Origin of the sequence: Kitasatospora sp. NPDC059795 (assembly GCF_042732175.1) — a bacterium.
GTDB lineage: Bacteria > Actinomycetota > Actinomycetes > Streptomycetales > Streptomycetaceae > Kitasatospora.
Genome location: NZ_JBHWID010000001.1, coordinates 85226 through 105244 on the forward strand (window position 1 = coordinate 85226; position 20019 = coordinate 105244).

Genomic DNA, 20019 nt, shown 5'->3' on the forward strand with positions numbered 1-20019 from the left:
GCCCAGCCAGCCGTCGGAGGCGCCACGTGTACAAGCTGCTGTTCAACCTGCTGTTCAAGAAGATGGACCCGGAGAAGGCCCACCACCTGGCGTTCTTCTGGATCCGGCTGGCGAACTCGGTGCCCGGCCTGCGCTCCCTGGTGCGCGCCGTCCTCGCGCCGCGCGACCCCAAGCTGCGCACCGCCGCGCTCGGCCTCGACCTGCCCGGCCCGTTCGGCCTCGGCGCGGGCTTCGACAAGAACGGCATCGGCATCGACGGCCTGTCGATGCTCGGCTTCGACTACGTCGAGATCGGCACCGTCACCGGCGAGGCCCAGCCCGGCAACCCCGCGCCGCGGCTGTTCCGGCTGGTCGAGGACCGGGCGCTGATCAACCGGATGGGCTTCAACAACCAGGGCGCCGACCGGGTCGCCGCCCGCCTCGCCGCCCGCCCGCACACCAGCAGCACCCCGGTGATCGGCGTCAACATCGGCAAGACCAAGGTCGTCCCCGAGGACGAGGCCACCGCGGACTACCTGAAGTCGGCCAAGGCGCTGGCGCCGTACGCCGACTACCTGGTCGTCAACGTCTCGTCGCCGAACACCCCCGGACTGCGCAACCTGCAGGCCGTGCAGATCCTCGGCCCGCTGCTGTGGGACGTCCGCAAGGCCGCCGACGAGGTGACGACGCACCACGTGCCGCTGCTGGTGAAGATCGCCCCCGACCTCGCCGACGAGGACATCGACGAGATCGCCGACATGGCGCTGCACCTCGGCCTGGACGGCATCATCGCCACCAACACCACCATCGGCCGCGAGGGTCTGAGGACGCCGGCCGCGCGGATCGAGGAGATCGGCATGGGCGGCCTGTCCGGCGCCCCGCTGAAGGCCCGTTCGCTGGAGGTGCTGGAGCGGCTCCGCAAGCGCACCGACGGCCGGCTCACCATCGTCTCGGTCGGCGGCATCGAGACCGCCGAGGACGCCTGGCAGCGCATCCTGGCCGGCGCCGACCTGGTCCAGGGCTACTCCGCGTTCATCTACGAAGGCCCGTTCTGGATGCGCAAGGTCCACAAGGGCCTGTCCGCGCGCCTGCGCGCCGCCGGCTACGCGTCGATCGGCGAGGCCGTCGGCAAGGGCATCCGCTAGGGCCTGTTGGGCCGGCGACCACATTCTTGAGACGAGGAAAGACACCGATGACTGACACCACGCCGTTCGGCACCCGCCTGCGGACCGCCCTCGACACCCGCGGCCAGCTCTGCGTCGGCATCGACCCGCACGGCTCGCTGCTCACCGCCTGGGGCCTGAACGACGACCTGGCGGGCCTGGAGAGCTTCTCCCGCACGGTGGTCGAGGCGCTGGCCGACCGGGTCGCCGTGCTGAAGCCGCAGTCGGCGTTCTTCGAGCGCTTCGGCAGCCGCGGCATCGCGGTGCTGGAGCGCACCGTCGCCGAGGCCCGGGAGGCCGGCGCGCTGGTGCTGATGGACGCCAAGCGCGGCGACATCGGCTCCACCATGGCCGCCTACGCGGAGACCTTCCTCTCCCCGGACAGCCCGCTGTTCTCCGACGCGCTCACCGTCAGCCCGTACCTGGGCTTCGGCTCGCTGCAGCCGGCCGTCGACCTGGCGCACGCCAACGGCTGCGGCCTGTTCGCACTGGCGCTGACCTCCAACCCCGAGGGCCACGAGGTGCAGCGCGCGATCGGCGCGGACGGCGAGAGCGTCGCGCAGGCCGTGCTGCGGCGGCTCGCGGCGGAGAACTCCGGTGCGGCGCCGCTGGGTTCGTTCGGCGCGGTGGTCGGCGCGACCCTCGCGGACGCTGGCGTGGACCTGGCGATCAACGGCCCGCTGCTGGCCCCCGGCGTGGGCGCGCAGGGCGCCACCGCGCAGGACCTGCCGCGGGTCTTCGGCGACCAGGTGCGCAACGTGGTGCCCAGCGTGAGCCGTGACGTGCTGAAGCACGGACCGTCGGTGGCGGCGCTGCGACAGGCCGCGCAGGTGTTCGTCGATGATGTGAGGGCCGTCACAAACGCGTGAATCAAGAGCGGTCAACTCGGCTGATTTGCCCGGAAAAGTCCCGGGTCGGCCCCTGCTGACCTGGACTTTTCGTGTTCTTTTCCTGACGCGGCGGCCCAAGTTGGGTAGTGTCCGGCGGTAGGACGCCAGTTGGCGGTGGTTCCGGCCACCGTCGCAGGTCAGAGCCTGTGGCGTCCGGGCACAACCCAGTCATGGCTCATCCCTTCCATCCACACCTGAGGTGAACGGCGTGGCTCTTCCGCCCCTTACTCCCGAACAGCGCACCGCCGCGCTCGCCAAGGCCGCCGAGGCTCGCCGGAAGCGTGCCGACGTCAAGAACCGGCTGAAGCACTCGGGCGCCTCGCTGCACGACGTCATCAAGGCCGGCAAGTCCGACGACGAGGTCATCGGCAAGATGAAGGTCTCCGCGCTGCTGGAGTCCCTGCCGGGTGTCGGCAAGGTCCGCGCCAAGCAGATCATGGAGCGCCTCGGCATCTCCGAGAGCCGTCGTGTGCGGGGTCTCGGTACGAACCAGATCGCGTCCCTGGAGCGGGAGTTCGGCGGCGCCGCCTCCTGAACGGAGGCCGGTGTCGGAGAAACCTCCGCGATCCGGGATAATCGGTACATGAGTGAGCGTCCGCGGCTGACCGTGCTCTCCGGCCCCTCAGGGGTCGGCAAGAGCACGGTCGTCGCTCATATGAGGAAGCAGTTCCCCGAGGTCTGGCTGTCGGTGTCGGCGACGACCCGCCACCCGCGACCCGGTGAGCGCGACGGTGTGCAGTACCACTTCGTCGACAACGAGCAGTTCGACAAGCTGGTCGCCAATGGCGAACTGCTGGAGTGGGCGGTCTTCGCCGGCAACCGGTACGGGACCCCGCGCCAGGCGGTCGTCGACAAGCTCGACAAGGGCGAGCCGGTGCTGCTGGAGATCGACCTCCAGGGCGCCCGGCAGGTCAAGGAGTCGATGCCGGAGGCCCAACTGGTCTTCCTGGCCCCGCCGAGCTGGGACGAACTGGTCCGCCGGCTCGCCGGCCGCGGCACCGAGTCGCAGGACGTCATCGACGAGCGGCTGGCAGCGGCCCGGATCGAGCTGGCCGCCGAGGCGGAGTTCGACACGACGCTTGTCAACACCTCCGTCGAGCAGGTAGCGGCCGAACTGCTAGCCTTGCTCGGTGTAGCCTGACCGGATCGGCTGCATCCAGCCGATCCATACCGGATCCAACCGGTATCTGAAAACCACTTCGGAAGGTTTAGCGTGTCCTCTTCGATGACCGCGCCCGAGGGCATCATCAACCCGCCGATCGACGAGCTGCTTGAGGCCACCGACTCCAAGTACAGCCTGGTGATCTACGCGGCCAAGCGCGCCCGCCAGATCAACGCGTACTACTCCCAGCTCGGCGAGGGCCTGCTGGAGTACGTCGGCCCGCTGGTCGACACCCACGTGCACGAGAAGCCGCTGTCGATCTCGCTCCGCGAGATCAACGCCGGCCTGCTCACCGCGGAGCCGGTCGAGAGCGTCTGAGCCCCCGCATTCCGTTCGAAGGCCCGTCCGATGCCCTGTGCATCGGGCGGGCCTTCGGCGTGTTCGGGTGGGTGCAGGAGCGTACGGGCGTGTGCGCGGCGACACGTCGCAGGGGTGCGGCGGCGGGTCGTAAGGTGGGCGGGTTGACCCGTCGTTAGGAGAATCGACCGCCATGACCGCGCCCCGTGTCGTCCTCGGCGTCAGCGGCGGGATCGCCGCCTACAAGGCCTGCGAACTGCTGCGCCGGTTCACCGAGTCCGGGCACCAGGTGCAGGTGGTGCCGACCGCCGCCGCGCTGCACTTCGTCGGCGAGGCGACCTGGGCGGCGCTCTCCGGGCGGCCCGCCGCCACCGAGACCTGGGAGCGGGTGCACGACGTCCCGCACGTGCGGATCGGACAGCAGGCGGACCTGGTGGTGGTCGCCCCCGCCACCGCGGACCTGCTCGCCAAGGCCGCGCACGGCCTGGCCGACGACCTGCTCACCAACACCCTGCTGACCGCCCGCTGTCCGGTGGTGTTCGCGCCCGCGATGCACACCGAGATGTGGGAGCACCCCGCCACCCGGGAGAACGTGGCCACGCTGCGCCGGCGCGGCGCGATCGTCATCGAGCCCGCCGTGGGCCGGCTGACCGGCGTGGACACCGGCAAGGGCCGACTGCCCGACCCCGGCGAGATCTTCGCCGCCTGCCGGCGGGTGCTGGCCCGCGGTTCGCTGGAGCAGGACCTGGCCGGCCGCCACGTGGTGGTCTCGGCGGGCGGCACCCGGGAGCCGCTGGACCCGGTGCGCTTCCTCGGCAACCGCTCGTCCGGCAAGCAGGGTTACGCGCTGGCCGCGACCGCCGCCGCCCGCGGGGCCCGGGTCACCCTCGTCGCCGCGAACACCGCGCTGCCCGACCCGGCCGGCGTGGACGTGGTCCGGGTCGGCACCGCGTTGCAGCTGCGCGACGCCGTGCTGAAGGCCGCCGCCGAGGCCGACGCGGTGGTGATGGCCGCCGCCGTCGCCGACTTCCGTCCCGCCGAGTACGCCACCGGCAAGATCAAGAAGGTGGACGGGGTCGAGCCCGCGCCGATCGTGCTGGTCCGCAACCCCGACGTGCTGGCCGAGATCTCCGCCGACCGGGCGCGCCCCGGGCAGTTGGTGGTCGGCTTCGCCGCCGAGACCGACGACGTGCTCGCCAACGGCCGCGCCAAGCTCGCCCGCAAGGGCTGCGACCTGCTGGTGGTCAACGAGGTCGGCGACGGCAAGGCGTTCGGCCAGGACACCAACAGCGCGGTGCTGCTCGGCGCCGACGGCTCCGAGGTCCACATCGCGGACGGTCCGAAGGAGATGCTGGCCGACGCGATCTGGGACCAGGTCGCCGCCCGACTCGCCGACCCGGCCGCCTGATTCGCCGGTTCGGTCCCACAACGCCCCGGGTCGTCCCACGAGTTGGGACGGGCTCGGAGTGTTCCGGGAACGTTTCCGCCGGTTTCATCCGGGTGTGATCCGTATCCCGGACATGTTCGAGGTCCACAGAGAGTGTCCGTGATCGGTAGCCGACCGTTACACTCCACATCAGGAATCAAGTCTTTCCGGATGCCTCGGGACTTCCGAGTGCATTCAGTCAGCAGCCGCTGCAACCCCAGGGAGCGCTGTGTCTCGCCGCCTGTTCACCTCGGAGTCCGTCACCGAGGGCCACCCCGACAAGATCGCTGACCAGATCAGCGACACCATTCTGGACGCCCTCCTCAAGGACGACCCGACCTCGCGCGTCGCCGTGGAGACCCTGATCACCACCGGCCTGGTGCACATCGCCGGTGAGGTCACCACCAAGACGTACGCGCCGATCGCCCAGCTCGTTCGCGAGAAGATCCTGGAGATCGGCTACGACTCGTCGAAGAAGGGCTTCGACGGGGCCTCCTGCGGAGTTTCGGTCTCCATCGGCGCGCAGTCCCCGGACATCGCGCAGGGCGTCGACACCGCCCACGAGCACCGCGTCGAGGGCGACATCGAGGACGAGCTGGACCGGCAGGGCGCCGGCGACCAGGGCCTGATGTTCGGCTACGCCTGCGACGACACCCCCGAGCTGATGCCGCTGCCGATCACCCTGGCGCACCGCCTCTCGCGCCGGCTGACCGAGGTCCGCAAGAACGGGACCATCCCGTACCTGCGCCCCGACGGCAAGACCCAGGTCACCATCGAGTACGACGGCGACCGCGCCGTCCGCCTCGACACCGTCGTGGTCTCCTCGCAGCACGCCTCGGACATCGACCTGGAGTCGCTGCTCACCCCCGACATCCGCGAGTTCGTCGTCGAGCCGGAGCTCAAGGCGCTCGCCGACCAGGGCATCAAGCTCAACACCGAGGGCTACCGCCTGCTGGTCAACCCGACCGGTCGCTTCGAGATCGGCGGCCCGATGGGCGACGCCGGCCTCACCGGCCGCAAGATCATCATCGACACCTACGGCGGCATGGCCCGCCACGGTGGCGGCGCGTTCTCCGGCAAGGACCCGTCCAAGGTCGACCGCTCCGCCGCGTACGCGATGCGCTGGGTGGCCAAGAACATCGTCGCGGCCGGCCTGGCCAGCCGCGCCGAGGTGCAGGTCGCGTACGCGATCGGCAAGGCCGAGCCGGTGGGCCTGTTCGTGGAGACCTTCGGCACCGAGTCGGTGCCGGTGCTGAAGATCCAGGAAGCCGTCAGCAAGGTCTTCGACCTGCGGCCGGCCGCGATCATCCGCGACCTGGACCTGCTGCGCCCGATCTACGCGCAGACCGCCGCGTACGGCCACTTCGGCCGTGAGCTGCCGGACTTCACCTGGGAGCGCACGGACCGGGTGGACGCGCTGAAGGCCGCTGTCGCCGGCTGACCGGACTCCCGGCTCTTCCGAAGCCGCCCGTCGAGGGGAATCCCCTCGACGGGCGGCTTCGTCGTTGTGTCGGTGGCCTCGGATAGATTTGGGGCGTGAGCAGCACGGACGGGGCCGGGGAGCAGTTGGCGTTCATCCGGGAGACGGTGCGCCGGGCGAAGCCGAGGGCCGCGCGCGGGGTCGTCCTGGCGGAGCGGAAGCCGGTGGCCCGGGTGCTGGTCGACAAGGGCGTGCTGAGCCTCGACCAGTACTTCGACTACGCGGTGCCCGAGGCGATGTCCGAGGACGCCCGGCCCGGCGTCCGGGTGCGGGTGCGGTTCGGGGGGCGGGTCGGGGCACACGGGCGGCGTGAGGGCGGCGCGTTGCACGACGGGTTCATCGTCGAGCGGCGGGACGACTCCGACTACGCGGGCCCGCTGGCGCCGCTGGCGCGGGTGCTGTCGCCCGAGCAGGTGCTGACGCCGAAGCTGCTGCGGCTGTGCCGGGCGGTGGCCGACCGCTACGCGGGGACCCTGGCGGACGTGCTTCAGCTGGCGGTCCCGCCGCGGCACGCCGGGGCGGAGGGCGAGCCGTCGCCGCGGCCGCTGCCGCCGCCCGGGGCGCCGGCGGCGGGGAGCTGGGAGCGGTACGCGCACGGGGCGGACTTCCTGGCCTCGCTGGCGGGCGGGCACGCGCCGCGTGCCGTATGGACGGCGCTGCCCGGGCCGGAGTGGCCGTTCGAGATCGCGCGGGCGGTGGCGGCGACGCTGTCCTCCGGGCGCGGTGCGCTGGTGGTGCTGCCGGACGGGCGGTCGGTCGCGCGGGTCGACGCGGCGCTGCGGAGCGTGCTCGGCGAGGGCCGGCATGCGGTGCTGGCCGCGGAGGCCGGGCCGCAGGAGCGGTACCGGCGGTGGCTGTCCGTGAGCCGGGGTTCGGTGCACGCCGCGATCGGGACGCGGGCGGCGGTGTTCGCGCCCGTCCGCGACCTGGGCCTGGTGGTGGTGTGGTCGGACGGCGACAGCAGCCACAGCGATCCCAACGCGCCGTATCCGCACGTCCGGGAGGTGGCGTCGCTGCGGGCCGCGGAGGAGGGCGCGGCGATGCTGCTGGGCGGGGTCTCGATGACGGTCGAGGCCGCGCAGCTGGTGCGCAGCGGGTGGGCGCGTCCGTTGGCGGCGCCGCGTGAGGTGGTTCGGGGCGTCGCGCCGCGGGTGCGGACCGTCACCGAGCACGATCAGGCGCGGGATGCGGCGGCGCAGGCGGCGCGGCTGCCCTCGGTGGCGTGGGAGACGGCGCGGGAGGCGCTTTCGCGCGGGCCGGTGCTGATTCAGGTCCCGCGGCGGGGTTACGCGCCCCGGCTGGCGTGCGGGCGCTGCCGGGAGCCGGTGCGGTGCCGGGCGTGCGGCGGCCCGTTGGAGTCCCCGGCGGCGGACGCCGCGCTGGTGTGCACGTGGTGCGGGACGGAGGAACGGGACTGGCACTGCCTGGAGTGCGGGTCGTTCCGGCTCCGGGCGCAGGTGGTGGGCGTGCGGCGGACGGCGGAGGAGCTCGGGAAGGCGTTCCCGCGGGTGCCGGTGCGGACGTCCGGGCGCGACGCGGTGCTGGCGACCGTGCCTTCCTCGCCCGCCCTGGTGATCTCGACGCCGGGCGCGGAGCCGGTGGCGGACGGGCCGGGTTATGCGGCGGCGCTGCTGCTGGACGGGTGGGCGCTGCTGAACCGGCCCGACCTGCGGGCCGGGGAGGAGACGGTGCGGCGGTGGCTGACCGCGGCCTCGCTGGTCCGTCCGGCCGGGGAGGGCGGGACGGTGGTGGTGGTCGCGGAGCCGGCGGCGCGGCCGGTGCAGGCGCTGGTGCGATGGGATCCCGCCGGGCACGCCGGGATGGAACTCGACGAGCGGGAGGAGCTGCGCTTCCCGCCGGTGTCGCGGATGGCCGCGGTGACGGGGCCCGCGCAGGCGGTCGAGGACCTGTTGGGGCTGCTGCGGCTGCCGGAGGGGGCGGACGTGCTGGGGCCGGTGCCGGTGTACGGGGGGCCGAAGGGGGAGACGACCGCCGAGCGGGCGCTGGTGCGGGTGGCTCCCGGGCAGGGGGCGGCGTTGGCTTCGGCGCTCAAGGCGGCGCAGATTGCCCGGTTGGCGTTGCGGGGGGCGGAGACCGTGCGGATTCGGGTGGACCCGACGGATATTGGGTGAGACCTGCTGCGCGAAGGCGGAGGGGTGCGGGAACAGGGGCGCGGGGAACTGCGCGACAAGCGCCGACGGGTCCGTGAGGTCGCGTCCACGTGCAGGTCGCTGTGCTGCGTCGCGATCTCGCGGTCGGGTGCGTTCCCCTTCGCGCAGTTCCCCGCGCCCCTGGTTGGGTTGTGCGCTCTGTTACCTGGTGCGCTGGGGCATCAGGGGGCTGGCTTGGCGGGCCTGGGGGATGGGGGGGCGCGGGGTGGGGGGCGCCGGAGGCGCCGTCTCGGTTTCGCGGGGGGCGGGGAGGAGTTCGGTGGTGGGGCGGCGGACGCCGTAGCGGCGGTGGACGGCCTGCTTGGTGACGCCGAGCGCGGAGCCGACGGAGTCCCAGGAGAAGCCGAGGGCGCGGTCGAACTCGACGGCGGCGGCGACCAGGGTTTCGACGCTTTCGCGCAGTTCCTGGGCGAGGCGGACGGTGGGGGCGGGGGCGCGGCCGTAGACGACGAAGCCGGCGGAGGTGCTGGGGCGGCGGGGGCGGTAGACGTTGCCCAACTGGGCGGTGAGCGTGCGGAGGGCGTCGACCTGGCGTCGGACCCGTTCGATGTCTCGTACCAGCAGGTGCAGGGACGCCCTGGCCCGGGCGTCGTGGTTGATCTGCTCGGCCATGGCCTCGTTGCCACCTCTCGGATCGGGTCGCGTGCTCGGGGCGCTCGCGCGTCCCGGTCAATTCGCATTGACCAACGCACGTCGGGTCGTTGGGTCACGCCCGGAGTGCGAGTCGGGATTTGTCGGCGGCCGCTCCGAACGGGTGGCCGGGATTGCATAGACTTCCCGGTAGGTCGTTGTTTCCACCCGCAAGAGGGAGTCGCAGTCTTGGCAGTTCAGCCGATCCGGATCTTCGGTGACCCGGTGCTGCGGTCCACCGCGAAGCCGGTGGTCACCTTCGACAAGGAGCTGCGGAGGCTGGTGAAGGACCTCACGGACACCATGCTGGAGGCGCCCGGAGCGGGCCTCGCGGCACCTCAACTGGGCGTCTCGTTGCGGGTGTTCACGTACAACGTGGACGGTGTGGTGGGTCATCTGATCAACCCGGACCTGTCGTTGACGGAGGAGGAGCAGGACGGCCCCGAGGGCTGTCTGTCGCTGCCGGGGCTGCGGTTCGACACCAAGCGGGCGTTCGGCGTGGTGGCGAAGGGCTTCAACATGCACGGGGATCCGGTGACGGTGGAGGGCACCGAGCTGTTGGCGCGGTGCATCCAGCACGAGACGGACCACCTGGACGGGATCATCTTCATCGACCGGTTGGACCGGGAGACCCGGAAGGCGGCGATGAAGGCGATCCGGGAGGCGGACTGGGACGGGACTCCGGCGCCGACGGTGAAGATCTCTCCGCATTCCACGTTCGGTGTCATTCGCTGATGAGCTCGGTGGCGAACCGTTCTTCCGTGCGCCGTGTTTCGGCGGGATTGTCGGAGGGGCCGATGAACCGACGATCATTCTCTGGCAATCCGATGTTCTGATCAGCGTGACTTCCTGCTGATCAGTTGGACTTCAAGAAAGGCCCATGCCCGTGCGTCTCGTCTTCGCCGGTACCCCCGAGGTCGCCGTTCCCGCCCTGGACGCCCTGCTGGCCTCCCGGCACGAGGTGGTCGCCGTGGTGACCCGCCCCGACGCGCCGTCCGGGCGGGGGCGCAAGCTGGTGGCCAGCCCCGTCGCGCAGCGCGCCGAGGAGGCGGGCATCGAGGTGCTGAAGCCGGCCCGTCCGAGCGAGCCCGAGTTCATGGCCCGGCTGGCCGAGCTCGCCCCCGACTGCTGCCCGGTGGTGGCGTACGGCGCGCTGATCCGGCCCGGTGCGCTGGAGATTCCGGTGCACGGCTGGGTGAACCTGCACTTCTCGCTGCTGCCCGCGTGGCGCGGCGCGGCCCCCGTCCAGCACTCGATCATGGCGGGCGACGAGGTGACCGGCGCGTCCACCTTCCGGATCCAGCAGGGCCTGGACGACGGCCCGGTGTTCGGCGTCCTCACCGAGACGGTGAAGCCCACCGACACCAGCGGCGACCTGCTGGGCCGGCTCGCGGTCGCGGGCGCGGAGCTGCTGGTGCGCACCATGGACGCGATCGAGGACGGGACCGCCCGGCCCGAGCCGCAGCCGGTGGACGGGGTGTCGTTGGCGCCGAAGATCACCGTCGAGGACGCCCGGATCGAGTGGAGCCACCCCGCGCTGCGGGTCGACCGGGTGGTGCGCGGCTGCGCGCCCGCGCCCGGGGCGTGGACCACGTTCCGCGGCGAGCGACTCAAGGTGACCGGCCCGGTGCGCCTGCTGACGGGTGAAGTCGCGCTCGCCCCCGGCGAGTTGGCGGTGAGCAAGAACAGCGTGCGGGTGGGCACCGGGAGCCACGAGGTGGAGCTCGGGGAGGTCCGGCCGCAGGGCAAGAAGGCGATGCCGGCGGCGGACTGGGCGCGGGGCGCGCGGATCGAGTCCGGGGAGCGCTTCGAGGGCTGACGGGGTTCGGGGGCTTCGAGGGTGCCTGGCGTCCGGCGTCCGGCGTCCGGGGGATGACGGGTTCGGGGGGGTCTCGTCCTAGACTTCGGGGTGAGACCCGGCCGCCGTCGTCGGGTCGGACCTGATCCGCAGCACTTTGTTTCGAGGCACCCGTTGAGCACCCCCGCCGGCGCCAAGCGCGCCCCCCGTCCGCACCGTCGCCCCAAGAAGGACCCGGCCCGGATCGTCGCGTTCCGTGCGCTGCGCGCCGTCGACGAGCGGGACGCGTACGCGAACCTGATCCTGCCGTCGCTGCTGCGCGAGGCCGAGCGCAAGGGCATGGAGCGCCGCGACGCCGCGCTCGCCACCGAGCTGGTCTACGGCACGCTGCGCGGCCAGGGGACGTACGACGCGATCATCGCGGCGTGCGTGGACCGGCCGCTGCGCGAGGTCGACCCGCCGGTGCTGGACGTCCTCTCGCTCGGCGCGCACCAGCTGCTCGGCACCCGCATCCCCACCCACGCGGCGGTCTCCGCGACCGTCGAACTGGCCCGCGTGGTGCTCGGCGACGGCCGGGCGAAGTTCGTCAACGCGGTGCTGCGCAAGATCAGCGCCCAGGACCTGGACGGCTGGGTCGCGCAGGTCGCGCCGCCGTACGAGGACGACGCCGAGGACCACCTCGCCGTCGTGCACTCGCACCCGCGCTGGGTGGTCTCCTCGCTGTGGGACGCGCTCGGCCGCTGGCAGCCGGAGGACGCGGGGCGGGCCGCGATGGAACGGCTGCTGGCCGCCGACAACGCCCGCCCCGAGGTGACGCTGGTCGCCCGCCCCGGCCGCTCGGACGTCGCCGAACTGCGCGAGGCGCTGCCGGAGGCCGAGGACGGCCGCTGGTCGCCGTTCGCGCTGCGGCTCGCCGAGGGCGGCGACCCCGCCGGGCTGGACGCGGTCCGCGAGAACCGGGCCGGCGTCCAGGACGAGGGCAGCCAGCTGGTCGCGCTGGCCCTCGCCAACGCGCCCGTGGACGGTCCCGACCGGCTCTGGCTGGACGGCTGCGCCGGCCCCGGCGGCAAGGCCGCACTGCTCGGCGCGCTCGCCGCGGAGCGGGACGCGGCGCTGGTCGCCTCCGAGAAGCAGCCGCACCGCGCCCGGCTGGTGGCCCGCGCGCTGAACGGCAACCCCGGGCCGTACGCGGTCATCACGGCGGACGGCACGCAGGGCGCCTGGCAGCAGGGCGCGTTCGACCGGGTGCTGGTCGACGTGCCGTGCTCGGGCCTGGGCGCGCTGCGTCGCCGGCCGGAGGCGCGGTGGCGTCGCCGCCCGGAGGACATCGCCGGATTCGGGCCGCTGCAGCGGGAGTTGCTGCGTTCGGCGCTGGACGCGGCGCGGGTCGGCGGCGTGGTCGGCTACGCGACGTGCTCGCCGCACCTGGCGGAGACCCGGGCCGTGGTCGACGACGTGCTGCGCGGCCGCGAGGACGTGGAGTGGATCGATGCCCGCCCGCTGCTGCCGGGCGTTCCGGAGCTCGGCGAGGGGCCCGACGTCCAGCTGTGGCCGCACCTGCACGGGACGGACGCGATGTACCTGGCGCTGCTGCGGCGTACGGCCTGACGGCGCTGGGCGCGAAACCAGGGGCGCGTAGGGGGTAGCTCCCGGCCCGCCAGGGCTGGGGAGGACTGCGCGGGCAGGGCTGGGGAGGACTGCGCGGGCAGGGAGTGAACGCCGGCCAGGTCGCGATCACGTGCAGGTCATTGTCGTGCGTCGCGATCTTGCGGTTGAGCGCCTTCCGCTTCGCGCAGTTCCCCGCGCCCCTGGTTTCGCGACCGTCTGCTCGCGTTGGCGTTCCGTCAGGCCGCTACGAGGGCCGTGAGCAGGCGTTGCAGGCCGCGTTCGAAGGTGGTGTCCGGGGCGGGTGGGGCGGCGCTCTGGGTGAGGGCGGCGGCCAGGTGGGGGTACTGGCCGGTGGCGGTGGCGGTCTGGAGGTAGCGGACCAGGTCGGTGAGCCAGCGGTGGCCGGCGGCGGCGGAGCGTTGCTGCCAGTCGGTGAACTGGCAGACGTAGCCGGTCAGTTGGGAGAAGGCTTCCATTTTCGCGGGGCCGTCGAGGGGGGTCTCGGCGAGGGCGGCGAGGTGGTACTCGGTCACCCGCAGGCCGTTGGGGCCGAGGCCGGGGCGGTGGGTGATCAGGGTGGTGGCCCAGGTGTGGCGGGCGAGGACGGCCCGCAACTGGTGGGCGAGCAGGGTGAGATCGGCCCGCCAGTCGCCGCTGGGCTGCTCCGGGAGGTCGTACTCGCCGGCCAGCAGGTCGAGCATCAGGTCGAAGAGGTGTTCCTTCTTCGGCACGTAGTTGTACAACGACATGGTGCCGGCGCCGAGTTCGGCCGCGACCTTGCGCATCGACACCGCGTCCAGGCCCTCGCGGTCGGCGATGTCCACTGCCGCGCGGGCGATCGACGCCCGGGTGTGGGCCGGTCGGGGGCCGCGGCCGGAGTGCTCCGGGCGCAGCCAGATCAGCTCGGATTCCTCGCCGGACGACATCGTGGGATCACCTCGGCGGTCAGTCTACGCAGGTGGCGGGCGGGTCGGGCGGTGGATCGGGGCGGTGGCCTACGGTGGTGCACGCCGAGACGGCAGAACGTCGGAAACAAGGGGCTGGGTATGGACATTCCGCTGGTGGATGCGGTGGCGGCGGTGCGGGACGAGCTGCTGGCGGCGGCCCGGGCCGGGGGCGAGCACCCGGATCTGGTGTTCGCGGTGGGGCCGGTGGAGATGGAGTTCGAGGTCGAGCTGCGGGCCGACACCAAGGCGAAGGGCGGGTTCAAGATCTTCGCGGTCGGTGCGGAGGTCGAGGCCGGCGCGTCCCGGGGCCGCACCCACCGGGTCTCCTTCACGCTCACGCCGCGTGCCGCGAACGGCGGCGACCTGCTGGTGCACGGCGACCCGGCGCGTTCGTCGGGCCCGGGGGACACCTCGGACCGCATCCCGGACTGACGCCCCGTCGGGGCAGTGGGGGATCCGTCGCGTGCGGCGGATCCCCCTTCGCATGCCCGGAGCCCTTTTCTCCGTACGGCGTACCCAGTAGTCTCGTGCGCAGCGCTACTACGTACGCTGTACTCAGAAAGGGCCTGCCATGAGCGACCCGGTCATTGCCGTTCGCGGCCTCTGCAAGACGTTCGGCGCCACGCGCGCGCTGGACGGGCTCGAACTCGACGTCCCGGAAGGGACGGTGTGCGGTCTGCTCGGCCCGAACGGGGCGGGGAAGACCACGTTGGTGCGGATCCTGGCGACGCTGGTGCGCCCGGATCGGGGAGAGGCCCGGGTGTGCGGGCACGAGGTGCGGGGGGAGGCGGCGGCGGTGCGGCGGGTCATCGGGCTGGCCGGGCAGTACGCGGCGGTCGAGGAGGGGATCACCGGCCGCGAGAACCTCGAACTGCTGGGCAGGCTGCACCACGTGGGGGCGGCGAGGGCGCGGGCGCGGGCGGCGGAGCTGCTCGGGGAGTTCGGGTTGGAGGAGGCCGCGGATCGGCTGGTGCGCGGCTACTCGGGCGGGATGCGGCGGCGGTTGGACCTGGCGGCGAGCCTGATCACCCGGCCGCGGGTGCTGTTCCTGGACGAGCCGACCACCGGGCTCGACCCGCGCAGCCGACGGGAGATCTGGTCGGCGGTACGGGAGTTGGCCGCACAGGGCTCGACCGTGCTGCTGACCACCCAGTACCTGGACGAGGCCGACCGGCTGGCCGACCGGATCACCGTGGTGGACCGGGGCCGGGCCGTCGCCGACGACACCCCGCAGCGGCTGAAGGCCGCGATCGGCACGCGGGTGGAGGTCACCCTGCCCGAGGGCGCCGACCTGGAACGGGCCGGCGCCGTGCTGGCCGTGCTCACCGGCGGGGCGCCGGCCGTCGACGCCGGGCGGGGGCGGGTCGGCGCGGTGTCCGAGCCGGCCCGGGACTTGAATCTTCCGCGCCTGGTACGGGAGTTGGACGCCGCCGGGGTGGTCGCACTGGACGTGGCGCTGCGCACTCCCTCGCTGGACGACGTGTTCCTGGCGCTGACCGCCGGGGTGAAGGAGGAACTGGCGGCATGAGCGCACTGATGACGATGCCGGTGGACGCGGCTGCCTCGGCCCGGCGGATTCTGCTGGTCTACCGGCACTCGCCCGGGCTGCTGCTCTCCTCGCTGCTGGTGCCGGTCGCCATGGTCGGGGTGTTCGGGTACGTGTTCGGCAGCGCGATGGACGTGCCGGGCGGCGGCTACCGGGAGTTCCTGATGCCGGGGCTGTTCGCGATGGTCGCGCTGAACGCGGTGATGCCCGCCATGGTCGGCGGCGCGCGGGACGCCGGGCGGGGCGTCACCGACCGGCTGCGGTCGATGTCGGTGTCGCGGCTGGGCCTGCTCACCGGGCAGACGGCGGCGGACCTGCTGGTGGCGGCCGTGGTGCTGGTGCCGACCGGGCTGGTCGGGCTGGCGGCGGGGTGGCGGATCCGGCACGGGCTGGGGCCGGCGCTCGGGGCGTTCGGGCTGTTGCTGCTGTTCCGGTTCGCCTGCGGCTGGCTGGGCACCGCGCTCGGGCTGGCCGTCGGCAAGGAGGAGACGGCCGGTCAACTCGCCGTCCTCACCATCCCGTTCTCGATGCTCACCAGCGCGTTCGTGCCGACCGGCGGGATGCCCGGCTGGCTGGCCGCGATCGCCGACTGGAACCCGGTCAGCGCCGTGGTGGAGGCCTGCCGGCAGCTGTTCGGCAACCCGTCCGCGCCCGGCGACGCCTGGCCCGTCCAGCACCCGGTGGCCGCCACGTTCGGCTGGTGCGCGCTGCTGCTGGCCGTCGCCGTGCCGCTCGCCGTGCGGAACTTCGCCCGCTCCGGGCGCTGACGCGGCGTCAATCCGGCGCAAGGTGTGCTGGACAACCGGGCCGGTGCGGCAGAGGGTTGGGGCATGGAGTACACCCACCTCGGCCGTACCGGCCTGTCCGTCTCGCCGCTGTGCCTGGGCACCATGAACTTCGGCGTGCACACCGAAGAGGCCGACGCGCACCGGATCATGGACGCCGCGCACGGGCACGGCATCAACTTCTTCGACACCGCCAACGTCTACGGCTGGGGCGAGAACAGGGGCCTCACCGAGACGATCATCGGCAACTGGTTCGCCAAGGGCGGCGGCCGGCGCGAGAAGACGGTGATCGCCACCAAGCTCTACGGCGCCATGGGCGACTGGCCCAACGAAGGCCGGCTCTCCGCGCTCAACATCCGCCGCGCCGTGGACGCCAGCCTGCGCCGCCTGCAGACCGACCACATCGACCTCTACCAGATGCACCACATCGACCGGGCCACGCCGTGGGACGAGATCTGGCAGGCGCTGGAGGTGCTCACCCTCCAGGGCAAGATCATCTACGTCGGGTCGTCCAACTTCGCCGGCTGGCACCTCGCGCAGGCCCAGGAGACCGCCCGGGCCCGCCACTTCCTCGGCCTGACCAGCGAGCAGTCGCTCTACAACCTGATCGAACGCACCGTCGAGCTGGAGGTCGTCCCCGCCGCCCAGCACTACGGCCTCGGCCTGATCGCCTGGTCGCCGCTGCACGGCGGACTGCTGGGCGGCGTGCTGCGCAAGGAACGCGAAGGAGTCCGCCGCACCCAGGGCCGGGCCGTCGACACCCTCAACGAGCGGCGCGAGCAGATCCAGGCCTACGAGGACCTGTGCGACGAGCTCGGCCACCAGCCCGGCGACGTCGCCCTCGCCTGGCTGCGCACCCGGCCCGCCGTCACCGCGCCGATCGTCGGACCGCGCACCGAGGAGCAACTGACCGCCGCCGTGCGGTCGTTGGACGTCGAGCTGGACGCCAAGACGCTGGCGCGGCTGGACGAGATCTTCCCCGGCCACCGCACCGCGCCGGAGCACTACGCCTGGTGACGCCGGACGGGCCCCCGATCCACGCGGTCGGGGGTTCGGGGGTTCGGGGGTGCGGGCTCGGGGGCTCAGTACCAGACGGTGCAGCCGCGGCGCTCCAGCGTCTCCACCAGCCGCCGGTCCGGTGCGGGCGTCCAGCGGAGGTCGAGCTTCTCCAGGGCGGGGAGCTCGGTCAGCCAGTCCGGCAGCGGGCCCAACGGGTTGGCGCGCAGGTCGAGTTCGCGCAGCAGCGGGAGGGCGGCGAGGGTGCGGGGGAGGCTCGTCAGGGCGTTGTCGCGCAGTTCCAGGCGGCGCAGTTCGCGCAGGGCGGCGAGTGAATCGGGCAGCGCGGTGAGGGAGTTGCCTTCGAGGAGGAGTTCGCGGAGCCGGGAGAGTCCGCCGATCGTCTCCGGGAGGCGCGTCAATTGGCAGCGCTGCGCCCGGAGTTCCTGGAGGGAGGTCAACTCGCCGATGGTGTCCGGGAGTTCGGTGATCGGGTTGTCGCCGACGTTCAGGTAGCGCAGGCGGTGGAGGCGGCCGAGGGTGGCCGGCAGACGGGTGAGCCGGTTGTCGTGCAGGTAGAGGAACCCGCTCAGGCAGGTGAGGTCGCCGAGCCGGTCGGGGGCGGCGGTGAGCGCGTTGTGGCCCAGGTCGAGGGTGCGCAGCGCGGTGAAGTCGCCGATGGCGTCCGGGATTTCGGTCAGCTCGTTGTCGGCGAGGATCAGCACCTCGGCGTCGGTGTGCTGCCACACGTGGTCCGGGACGGCGGTGAGGCCGGCCTTCCACAGGCTGACGACGCCTCCGGTGTCCTGCCGGGTCGGCGCCGGGGGAGAGGCCTGCGGTGCGTCGTTCACGGCGTGCTCCGTTCGCTGGGGAGCGACGATCATTGCACGGTCGCGGGGGCGGTCGCGGGGGCGGGCGTGGGGTCCTGGTTCGGGCTCCGGGTGAGCAGGTAGGTGTTGCCGGTGTCCGGGTCGCCGACGAAGGTGAACAGTTCGAGCTGCTGCTGCTGGCCGCGCTTGACGTAGAAGCGCCAGCGGTAGGTCGTGGGGGCGGCGTTGGCCGACGGGTCGGGGGTGACGCCGGGGCGGTTGTCGGTGCGGGCGTCGGTACCGGTGCGGGTGGTGAGGTCGACGACGAGCTGCTGGCCCGCGTCCCGGTCGACGAGTTCCCAGCGGCCGGTGCCGGAGAGCCGCCAGCCGTGGTCGTAGTCCCACTCCTTGCCGTCCAGGCGCTCGATCAGTGCGCTGCCGTCCTGCTGGAGCGTCAGGTGGGCCTGCTGCTCGCCGTCCCAGCTGCCGACGGCCTCGGCGGTGGTGGCGTCGTGCAGCCCGGTGCCTTCGTAGTACTGCGTGACGCCGGCGCAGGCGGTCAGCAGCAGGGCGGCGGCCGCGAGGACTGCCGTCCGGGCGTGGTGGCGGTGCATGGTTCGTTCCCCTCCGAGTGGTGACGGGCCCACCCTGCCAGAGAAGTTGAACGTGTTCAAGTCTGCCGAGGAGGGGGCATCGCCGCAGGTGGGAGGGGGGTTCGCGGTGTCGCGGGCGAGGGTGCGCGGGAACGGGATGAAAGTACGTCAGGATGACCGGGTGAAGCCGATCAGCCATGCGGTGCCCTACTACTCCCAGTGGGAGTCGCCCGAACTCGTGCCCGACATCCTGGACGGAACCCTGCGGGCCGCAGACGACCCGCTGTGGGAACGGTCGGGCGCGGCGGACGAGTCCGAGTACGAGTACTGGTCCTGGCGGCTGTGCGGAATGGCCTGCCTGCGGATGGCCCTCGACCACTGGTGGGGCATCGCCCCGGCGCAGGTCCGGCTGGCCGAGGAGTGCGAGCTGGCGGGCGCGTACATCCGGCACCCCGACGGGCGGCTCGACGGGCTGATCCACTCCCCGTTCGCGTCCTACGTGCGGGCCCGCTGGGGCCTGGACGCGCAGGCGGTCAGCCCGCTGCCCGTCGACCGGCTGCCGGAGGAACTCGCCCGGGGCGTACTGCCGATGATCTCCGTCCACCCCGCGATCCGGACCCTCGCGCCCGAGGTGCCCCGCCCCGGCGGCCACCTGGTGCTGGCCGTCGGCGCGGACGACGACGCGCTGTACATCCACAACCCGTCCGGCTTTCCCGACGGCTCCCAGCGCGCCGCCCGCGTCCCCTGGGGCGACCTCGAACGGTTCTACGCCGGCCGCGGCGTGCTGCTCGGCCCGCCGCCGTACTGACGGCGGCGGGCGGCTCGGGGCTGCTTCCGGGAGGGGCGTCAGGAGGCGTTCGGGAGGCCGATCGGGGTGGTCGGGGGCAGGTCGGCGCGACAGGCCGTGGAGATCGGGCGGAGCGCGTCGGCGAGTTCGTCGAGCTCGGTGCGGTGGAAGTGCGTCCAGACCCGGGACGCGGCCAGGTCGGTGGCGGCCTCCAGGGCGAGGTGGCGGCGGCGGCCCTCGGGGGTCAACGTGCCGTCCGGGGCCAGCCATTGACGTTCGACGAGGCGGGCGGTGGCCTCGTCCCACTCGGTGTCCGTCCAGCCCCGGTGCGGTTGCAGGGTCTCCCGGCGGGTGTCCAGCGCGCAGCGCACCACCAGCGCCTCGCAGCCGTCCAGCCCCTCGGCGACCAGCGCCGCCACGTGCCCGTCGCCGCGGTGCTCGCGCAGCACCGTGGTGGCCTGCCACAGGCGGGCGAGGCGCTCGTTCTGGCGGGGGAGTGCGGCGTTGGCGGCGGCCAGCACCCGGCCCGCGCAGTCCAGGCCCTCGACGGCGCGCTCCAGCAGCTCGACCGAACGGTCGATCAGATCCGGCTTCACGTCCGCCAGCACCCGCCCGAGCGTGCCCGTCGCGCCCTCCACCCGGGCCTGCAGGGCCTGTTCGGGCGTGGCCCGGTCCCAGAGTTCCGGCAGCGCCCGTTCCACCATCTGCGGCGCGAAGTTGAAGAACGCGGCGACCACCGGCGCCGCGTCCACCGCCCCCAGCGGGGCCGAGCGTCCGCCGAAGTAGCCGCGCCAGTAGCCGCGCAGGCCCGCCGCCTCGTACGCGGCACGGGCCTCGGGGGAGAAGTAGGTGAGCGCGTGGACGGGTTCGAAAAGCCACCACAGGGCACGTGCGGGGTGGACGACCTGGGTCATCGGACGCCTTTCGGTGAGGGTCGAGCTGCGGGTCCCAC

The 20019-nt window shown here is 72.9% G+C and carries 21 protein-coding genes; 16 read left to right on the forward strand and 5 right to left on the reverse strand.

Annotation, left to right across the window (positions count from 1 at the left end; translation table 11 throughout):
- Positions 1-26: 26 nt before the first annotated feature.
- From ACFV4P_RS00420 to ACFV4P_RS00455, 8 genes are all read left to right on the forward strand, one after another.
- Entirely contained in the window at positions 27-1124 is a 1098-nt protein-coding gene (locus tag ACFV4P_RS00420) for a quinone-dependent dihydroorotate dehydrogenase (protein WP_380465721.1), read from the forward strand.
- A 47-nt stretch (positions 1125-1171) separates the two neighbouring features.
- Positions 1172-2011 (forward strand): orotidine-5'-phosphate decarboxylase, encoded by an 840-nt coding sequence (gene pyrF / locus ACFV4P_RS00425; RefSeq protein WP_073816809.1) that lies wholly within the window; start codon positions 1172-1174, stop codon positions 2009-2011.
- A gap of 229 nt (positions 2012-2240) precedes the next feature.
- Positions 2241-2567 carry an integration host factor, actinobacterial type gene (gene mihF, locus ACFV4P_RS00430; RefSeq protein WP_030459182.1) on the forward strand — a complete coding sequence of 109 codons (327 nt, stop codon included), beginning with the start codon at positions 2241-2243 and terminating at the stop codon, positions 2565-2567.
- Between the two features lie 48 nt (positions 2568-2615).
- The gene (gene gmk / locus ACFV4P_RS00435) at positions 2616-3173 is read left to right on the forward strand and encodes a guanylate kinase (RefSeq protein WP_073816806.1); all 558 of its coding nucleotides are present in this window, start codon (positions 2616-2618) and stop codon (positions 3171-3173) included.
- Positions 3174-3245: 72 nt separating this feature from the next.
- Positions 3246-3512 (forward strand): DNA-directed RNA polymerase subunit omega, encoded by a 267-nt coding sequence (rpoZ, locus tag ACFV4P_RS00440; protein WP_380465724.1) that lies wholly within the window; start codon positions 3246-3248, stop codon positions 3510-3512.
- A gap of 172 nt (positions 3513-3684) precedes the next feature.
- Positions 3685-4899 carry a bifunctional phosphopantothenoylcysteine decarboxylase/phosphopantothenate--cysteine ligase CoaBC gene (gene coaBC, locus ACFV4P_RS00445; protein ID WP_380465726.1) on the forward strand — a complete coding sequence of 405 codons (1215 nt, stop codon included), beginning with the start codon at positions 3685-3687 and terminating at the stop codon, positions 4897-4899.
- A 247-nt stretch (positions 4900-5146) separates the two neighbouring features.
- Complete coding sequence (metK, locus tag ACFV4P_RS00450; protein ID WP_073816796.1) at positions 5147-6358, forward strand: methionine adenosyltransferase; 1212 nt, start codon at positions 5147-5149, stop codon at positions 6356-6358.
- A gap of 95 nt (positions 6359-6453) precedes the next feature.
- Positions 6454-8529, forward strand: a complete 2076-nt coding sequence (locus tag ACFV4P_RS00455) for a primosomal protein N' (RefSeq protein WP_380465728.1) — start codon at positions 6454-6456, stop codon at positions 8527-8529.
- Between the two features lie 180 nt (positions 8530-8709).
- On the opposite strand, the gene ACFV4P_RS00460 is transcribed toward ACFV4P_RS00455, so the two are convergent.
- A complete protein-coding gene (locus ACFV4P_RS00460) occupies positions 8710-9180 on the reverse strand; it encodes a hypothetical protein (RefSeq protein ID WP_380465730.1) in 471 nt (156 codons plus the stop codon).
- Between the two features lie 207 nt (positions 9181-9387).
- Here ACFV4P_RS00460 and def point away from each other — a divergent pair, with 207 nt between their 5' ends.
- The 3 genes from def to ACFV4P_RS00475 all read left to right on the forward strand — a co-directional run bounded on the left by def (position 9388) and on the right by ACFV4P_RS00475 (position 12604).
- Positions 9388-9933 (forward strand): peptide deformylase, encoded by a 546-nt coding sequence (gene def / locus ACFV4P_RS00465; protein ID WP_380465732.1) that lies wholly within the window; start codon positions 9388-9390, stop codon positions 9931-9933.
- 151 nt (positions 9934-10084) lie between these two features.
- Positions 10085-11017: a methionyl-tRNA formyltransferase gene (gene fmt, locus ACFV4P_RS00470; RefSeq protein ID WP_380467095.1), complete on the forward strand. Its 933-nt coding sequence runs from the start codon at positions 10085-10087 to the stop codon at positions 11015-11017.
- 153 nt (positions 11018-11170) lie between these two features.
- Positions 11171-12604 (forward strand): RsmB/NOP family class I SAM-dependent RNA methyltransferase, encoded by a 1434-nt coding sequence (locus ACFV4P_RS00475; protein ID WP_380465734.1) that lies wholly within the window; start codon positions 11171-11173, stop codon positions 12602-12604.
- 236 nt (positions 12605-12840) lie between these two features.
- On the opposite strand, the gene ACFV4P_RS00480 is transcribed toward ACFV4P_RS00475, so the two are convergent.
- Positions 12841-13530 (reverse strand): TetR/AcrR family transcriptional regulator, encoded by a 690-nt coding sequence (locus ACFV4P_RS00480; protein ID WP_380465736.1) that lies wholly within the window; start codon positions 13528-13530, stop codon positions 12841-12843.
- A gap of 120 nt (positions 13531-13650) precedes the next feature.
- Between ACFV4P_RS00480 and ACFV4P_RS00485 the strand changes: the two genes are divergently transcribed.
- The 4 genes from ACFV4P_RS00485 (at position 13651) to ACFV4P_RS00500 (ending at position 16899) form a co-directional block, all read left to right on the forward strand.
- The gene (locus ACFV4P_RS00485) at positions 13651-13983 is read left to right on the forward strand and encodes a trypco2 family protein (RefSeq protein WP_380465738.1); all 333 of its coding nucleotides are present in this window, start codon (positions 13651-13653) and stop codon (positions 13981-13983) included.
- Positions 13984-14122: 139 nt separating this feature from the next.
- Positions 14123-15079 carry an ATP-binding cassette domain-containing protein gene (locus ACFV4P_RS00490; protein WP_380465740.1) on the forward strand — a complete coding sequence of 319 codons (957 nt, stop codon included), beginning with the start codon at positions 14123-14125 and terminating at the stop codon, positions 15077-15079.
- Complete coding sequence (locus ACFV4P_RS00495) at positions 15076-15864, forward strand: ABC transporter permease (protein ID WP_380465742.1); 789 nt, start codon at positions 15076-15078, stop codon at positions 15862-15864. The genes ACFV4P_RS00490 and ACFV4P_RS00495 overlap by 4 nt, the downstream gene beginning before the upstream one ends.
- Before the next feature lie 63 nt (positions 15865-15927).
- Complete coding sequence (locus tag ACFV4P_RS00500) at positions 15928-16899, forward strand: aldo/keto reductase (protein WP_380465743.1); 972 nt, start codon at positions 15928-15930, stop codon at positions 16897-16899.
- 65 nt (positions 16900-16964) lie between these two features.
- On the opposite strand, the gene ACFV4P_RS00505 is transcribed toward ACFV4P_RS00500, so the two are convergent.
- Positions 16965-17729 carry a leucine-rich repeat domain-containing protein gene (locus ACFV4P_RS00505; RefSeq protein ID WP_380465745.1) on the reverse strand — a complete coding sequence of 255 codons (765 nt, stop codon included), beginning with the start codon at positions 17727-17729 and terminating at the stop codon, positions 16965-16967.
- Positions 17730-17758: 29 nt separating this feature from the next.
- On the reverse strand, positions 17759-18301 hold the full coding sequence (locus tag ACFV4P_RS00510; RefSeq protein ID WP_380465747.1) for a hypothetical protein: 543 nt from the start codon (positions 18299-18301) through the stop codon (positions 17759-17761).
- A gap of 136 nt (positions 18302-18437) precedes the next feature.
- On the opposite strand from ACFV4P_RS00510, the gene ACFV4P_RS00515 reads away from it, so the two are divergent.
- Positions 18438-19088: a C39 family peptidase gene (locus ACFV4P_RS00515; RefSeq protein ID WP_073816762.1), complete on the forward strand. Its 651-nt coding sequence runs from the start codon at positions 18438-18440 to the stop codon at positions 19086-19088.
- 38 nt (positions 19089-19126) lie between these two features.
- Here ACFV4P_RS00515 and ACFV4P_RS00520 read toward each other — a convergent pair whose 3' ends face one another.
- The gene (locus ACFV4P_RS00520) at positions 19127-19981 is read right to left on the reverse strand and encodes a hypothetical protein (protein WP_380465749.1); all 855 of its coding nucleotides are present in this window, start codon (positions 19979-19981) and stop codon (positions 19127-19129) included.
- Positions 19982-20019: the final 38 nt, after the last annotated feature.

Bases quoted from the DNA above. Each gene is read 5' to 3' on its own strand.
- ACFV4P_RS00485 (WP_380465738.1), top strand. From the start codon at position 13,651: ATGGACATTCCGCTGGTGGATGCGGTGGCGGCGGTGCGGGACGAGCTG.
- ACFV4P_RS00460 (WP_380465730.1), bottom strand. From the start codon at position 9,180: ATGGCCGAGCAGATCAACCACGACGCCCGGGCCAGGGCGTCCCTGCAC.
- ACFV4P_RS00495 (WP_380465742.1), top strand. From the start codon at position 15,076: ATGAGCGCACTGATGACGATGCCGGTGGACGCGGCTGCCTCGGCCCGG.
- pyrF (WP_073816809.1), top strand. From the start codon at position 1,172: ATGACTGACACCACGCCGTTCGGCACCCGCCTGCGGACCGCCCTCGAC.
- coaBC (WP_380465726.1), top strand. From the start codon at position 3,685: ATGACCGCGCCCCGTGTCGTCCTCGGCGTCAGCGGCGGGATCGCCGCC.
- ACFV4P_RS00500 (WP_380465743.1), top strand. From the start codon at position 15,928: ATGGAGTACACCCACCTCGGCCGTACCGGCCTGTCCGTCTCGCCGCTG.
- ACFV4P_RS00490 (WP_380465740.1), top strand. From the start codon at position 14,123: ATGAGCGACCCGGTCATTGCCGTTCGCGGCCTCTGCAAGACGTTCGGC.
- ACFV4P_RS00510 (WP_380465747.1), bottom strand. From the start codon at position 18,301: ATGCACCGCCACCACGCCCGGACGGCAGTCCTCGCGGCCGCCGCCCTG.
- ACFV4P_RS00480 (WP_380465736.1), bottom strand. From the start codon at position 13,530: ATGTCGTCCGGCGAGGAATCCGAGCTGATCTGGCTGCGCCCGGAGCAC.
- ACFV4P_RS00520 (WP_380465749.1), bottom strand. From the start codon at position 19,981: ATGACCCAGGTCGTCCACCCCGCACGTGCCCTGTGGTGGCTTTTCGAA.
- ACFV4P_RS00515 (WP_073816762.1), top strand. From the start codon at position 18,438: ATGAAAGTACGTCAGGATGACCGGGTGAAGCCGATCAGCCATGCGGTG.
- gmk (WP_073816806.1), top strand. From the start codon at position 2,616: ATGAGTGAGCGTCCGCGGCTGACCGTGCTCTCCGGCCCCTCAGGGGTC.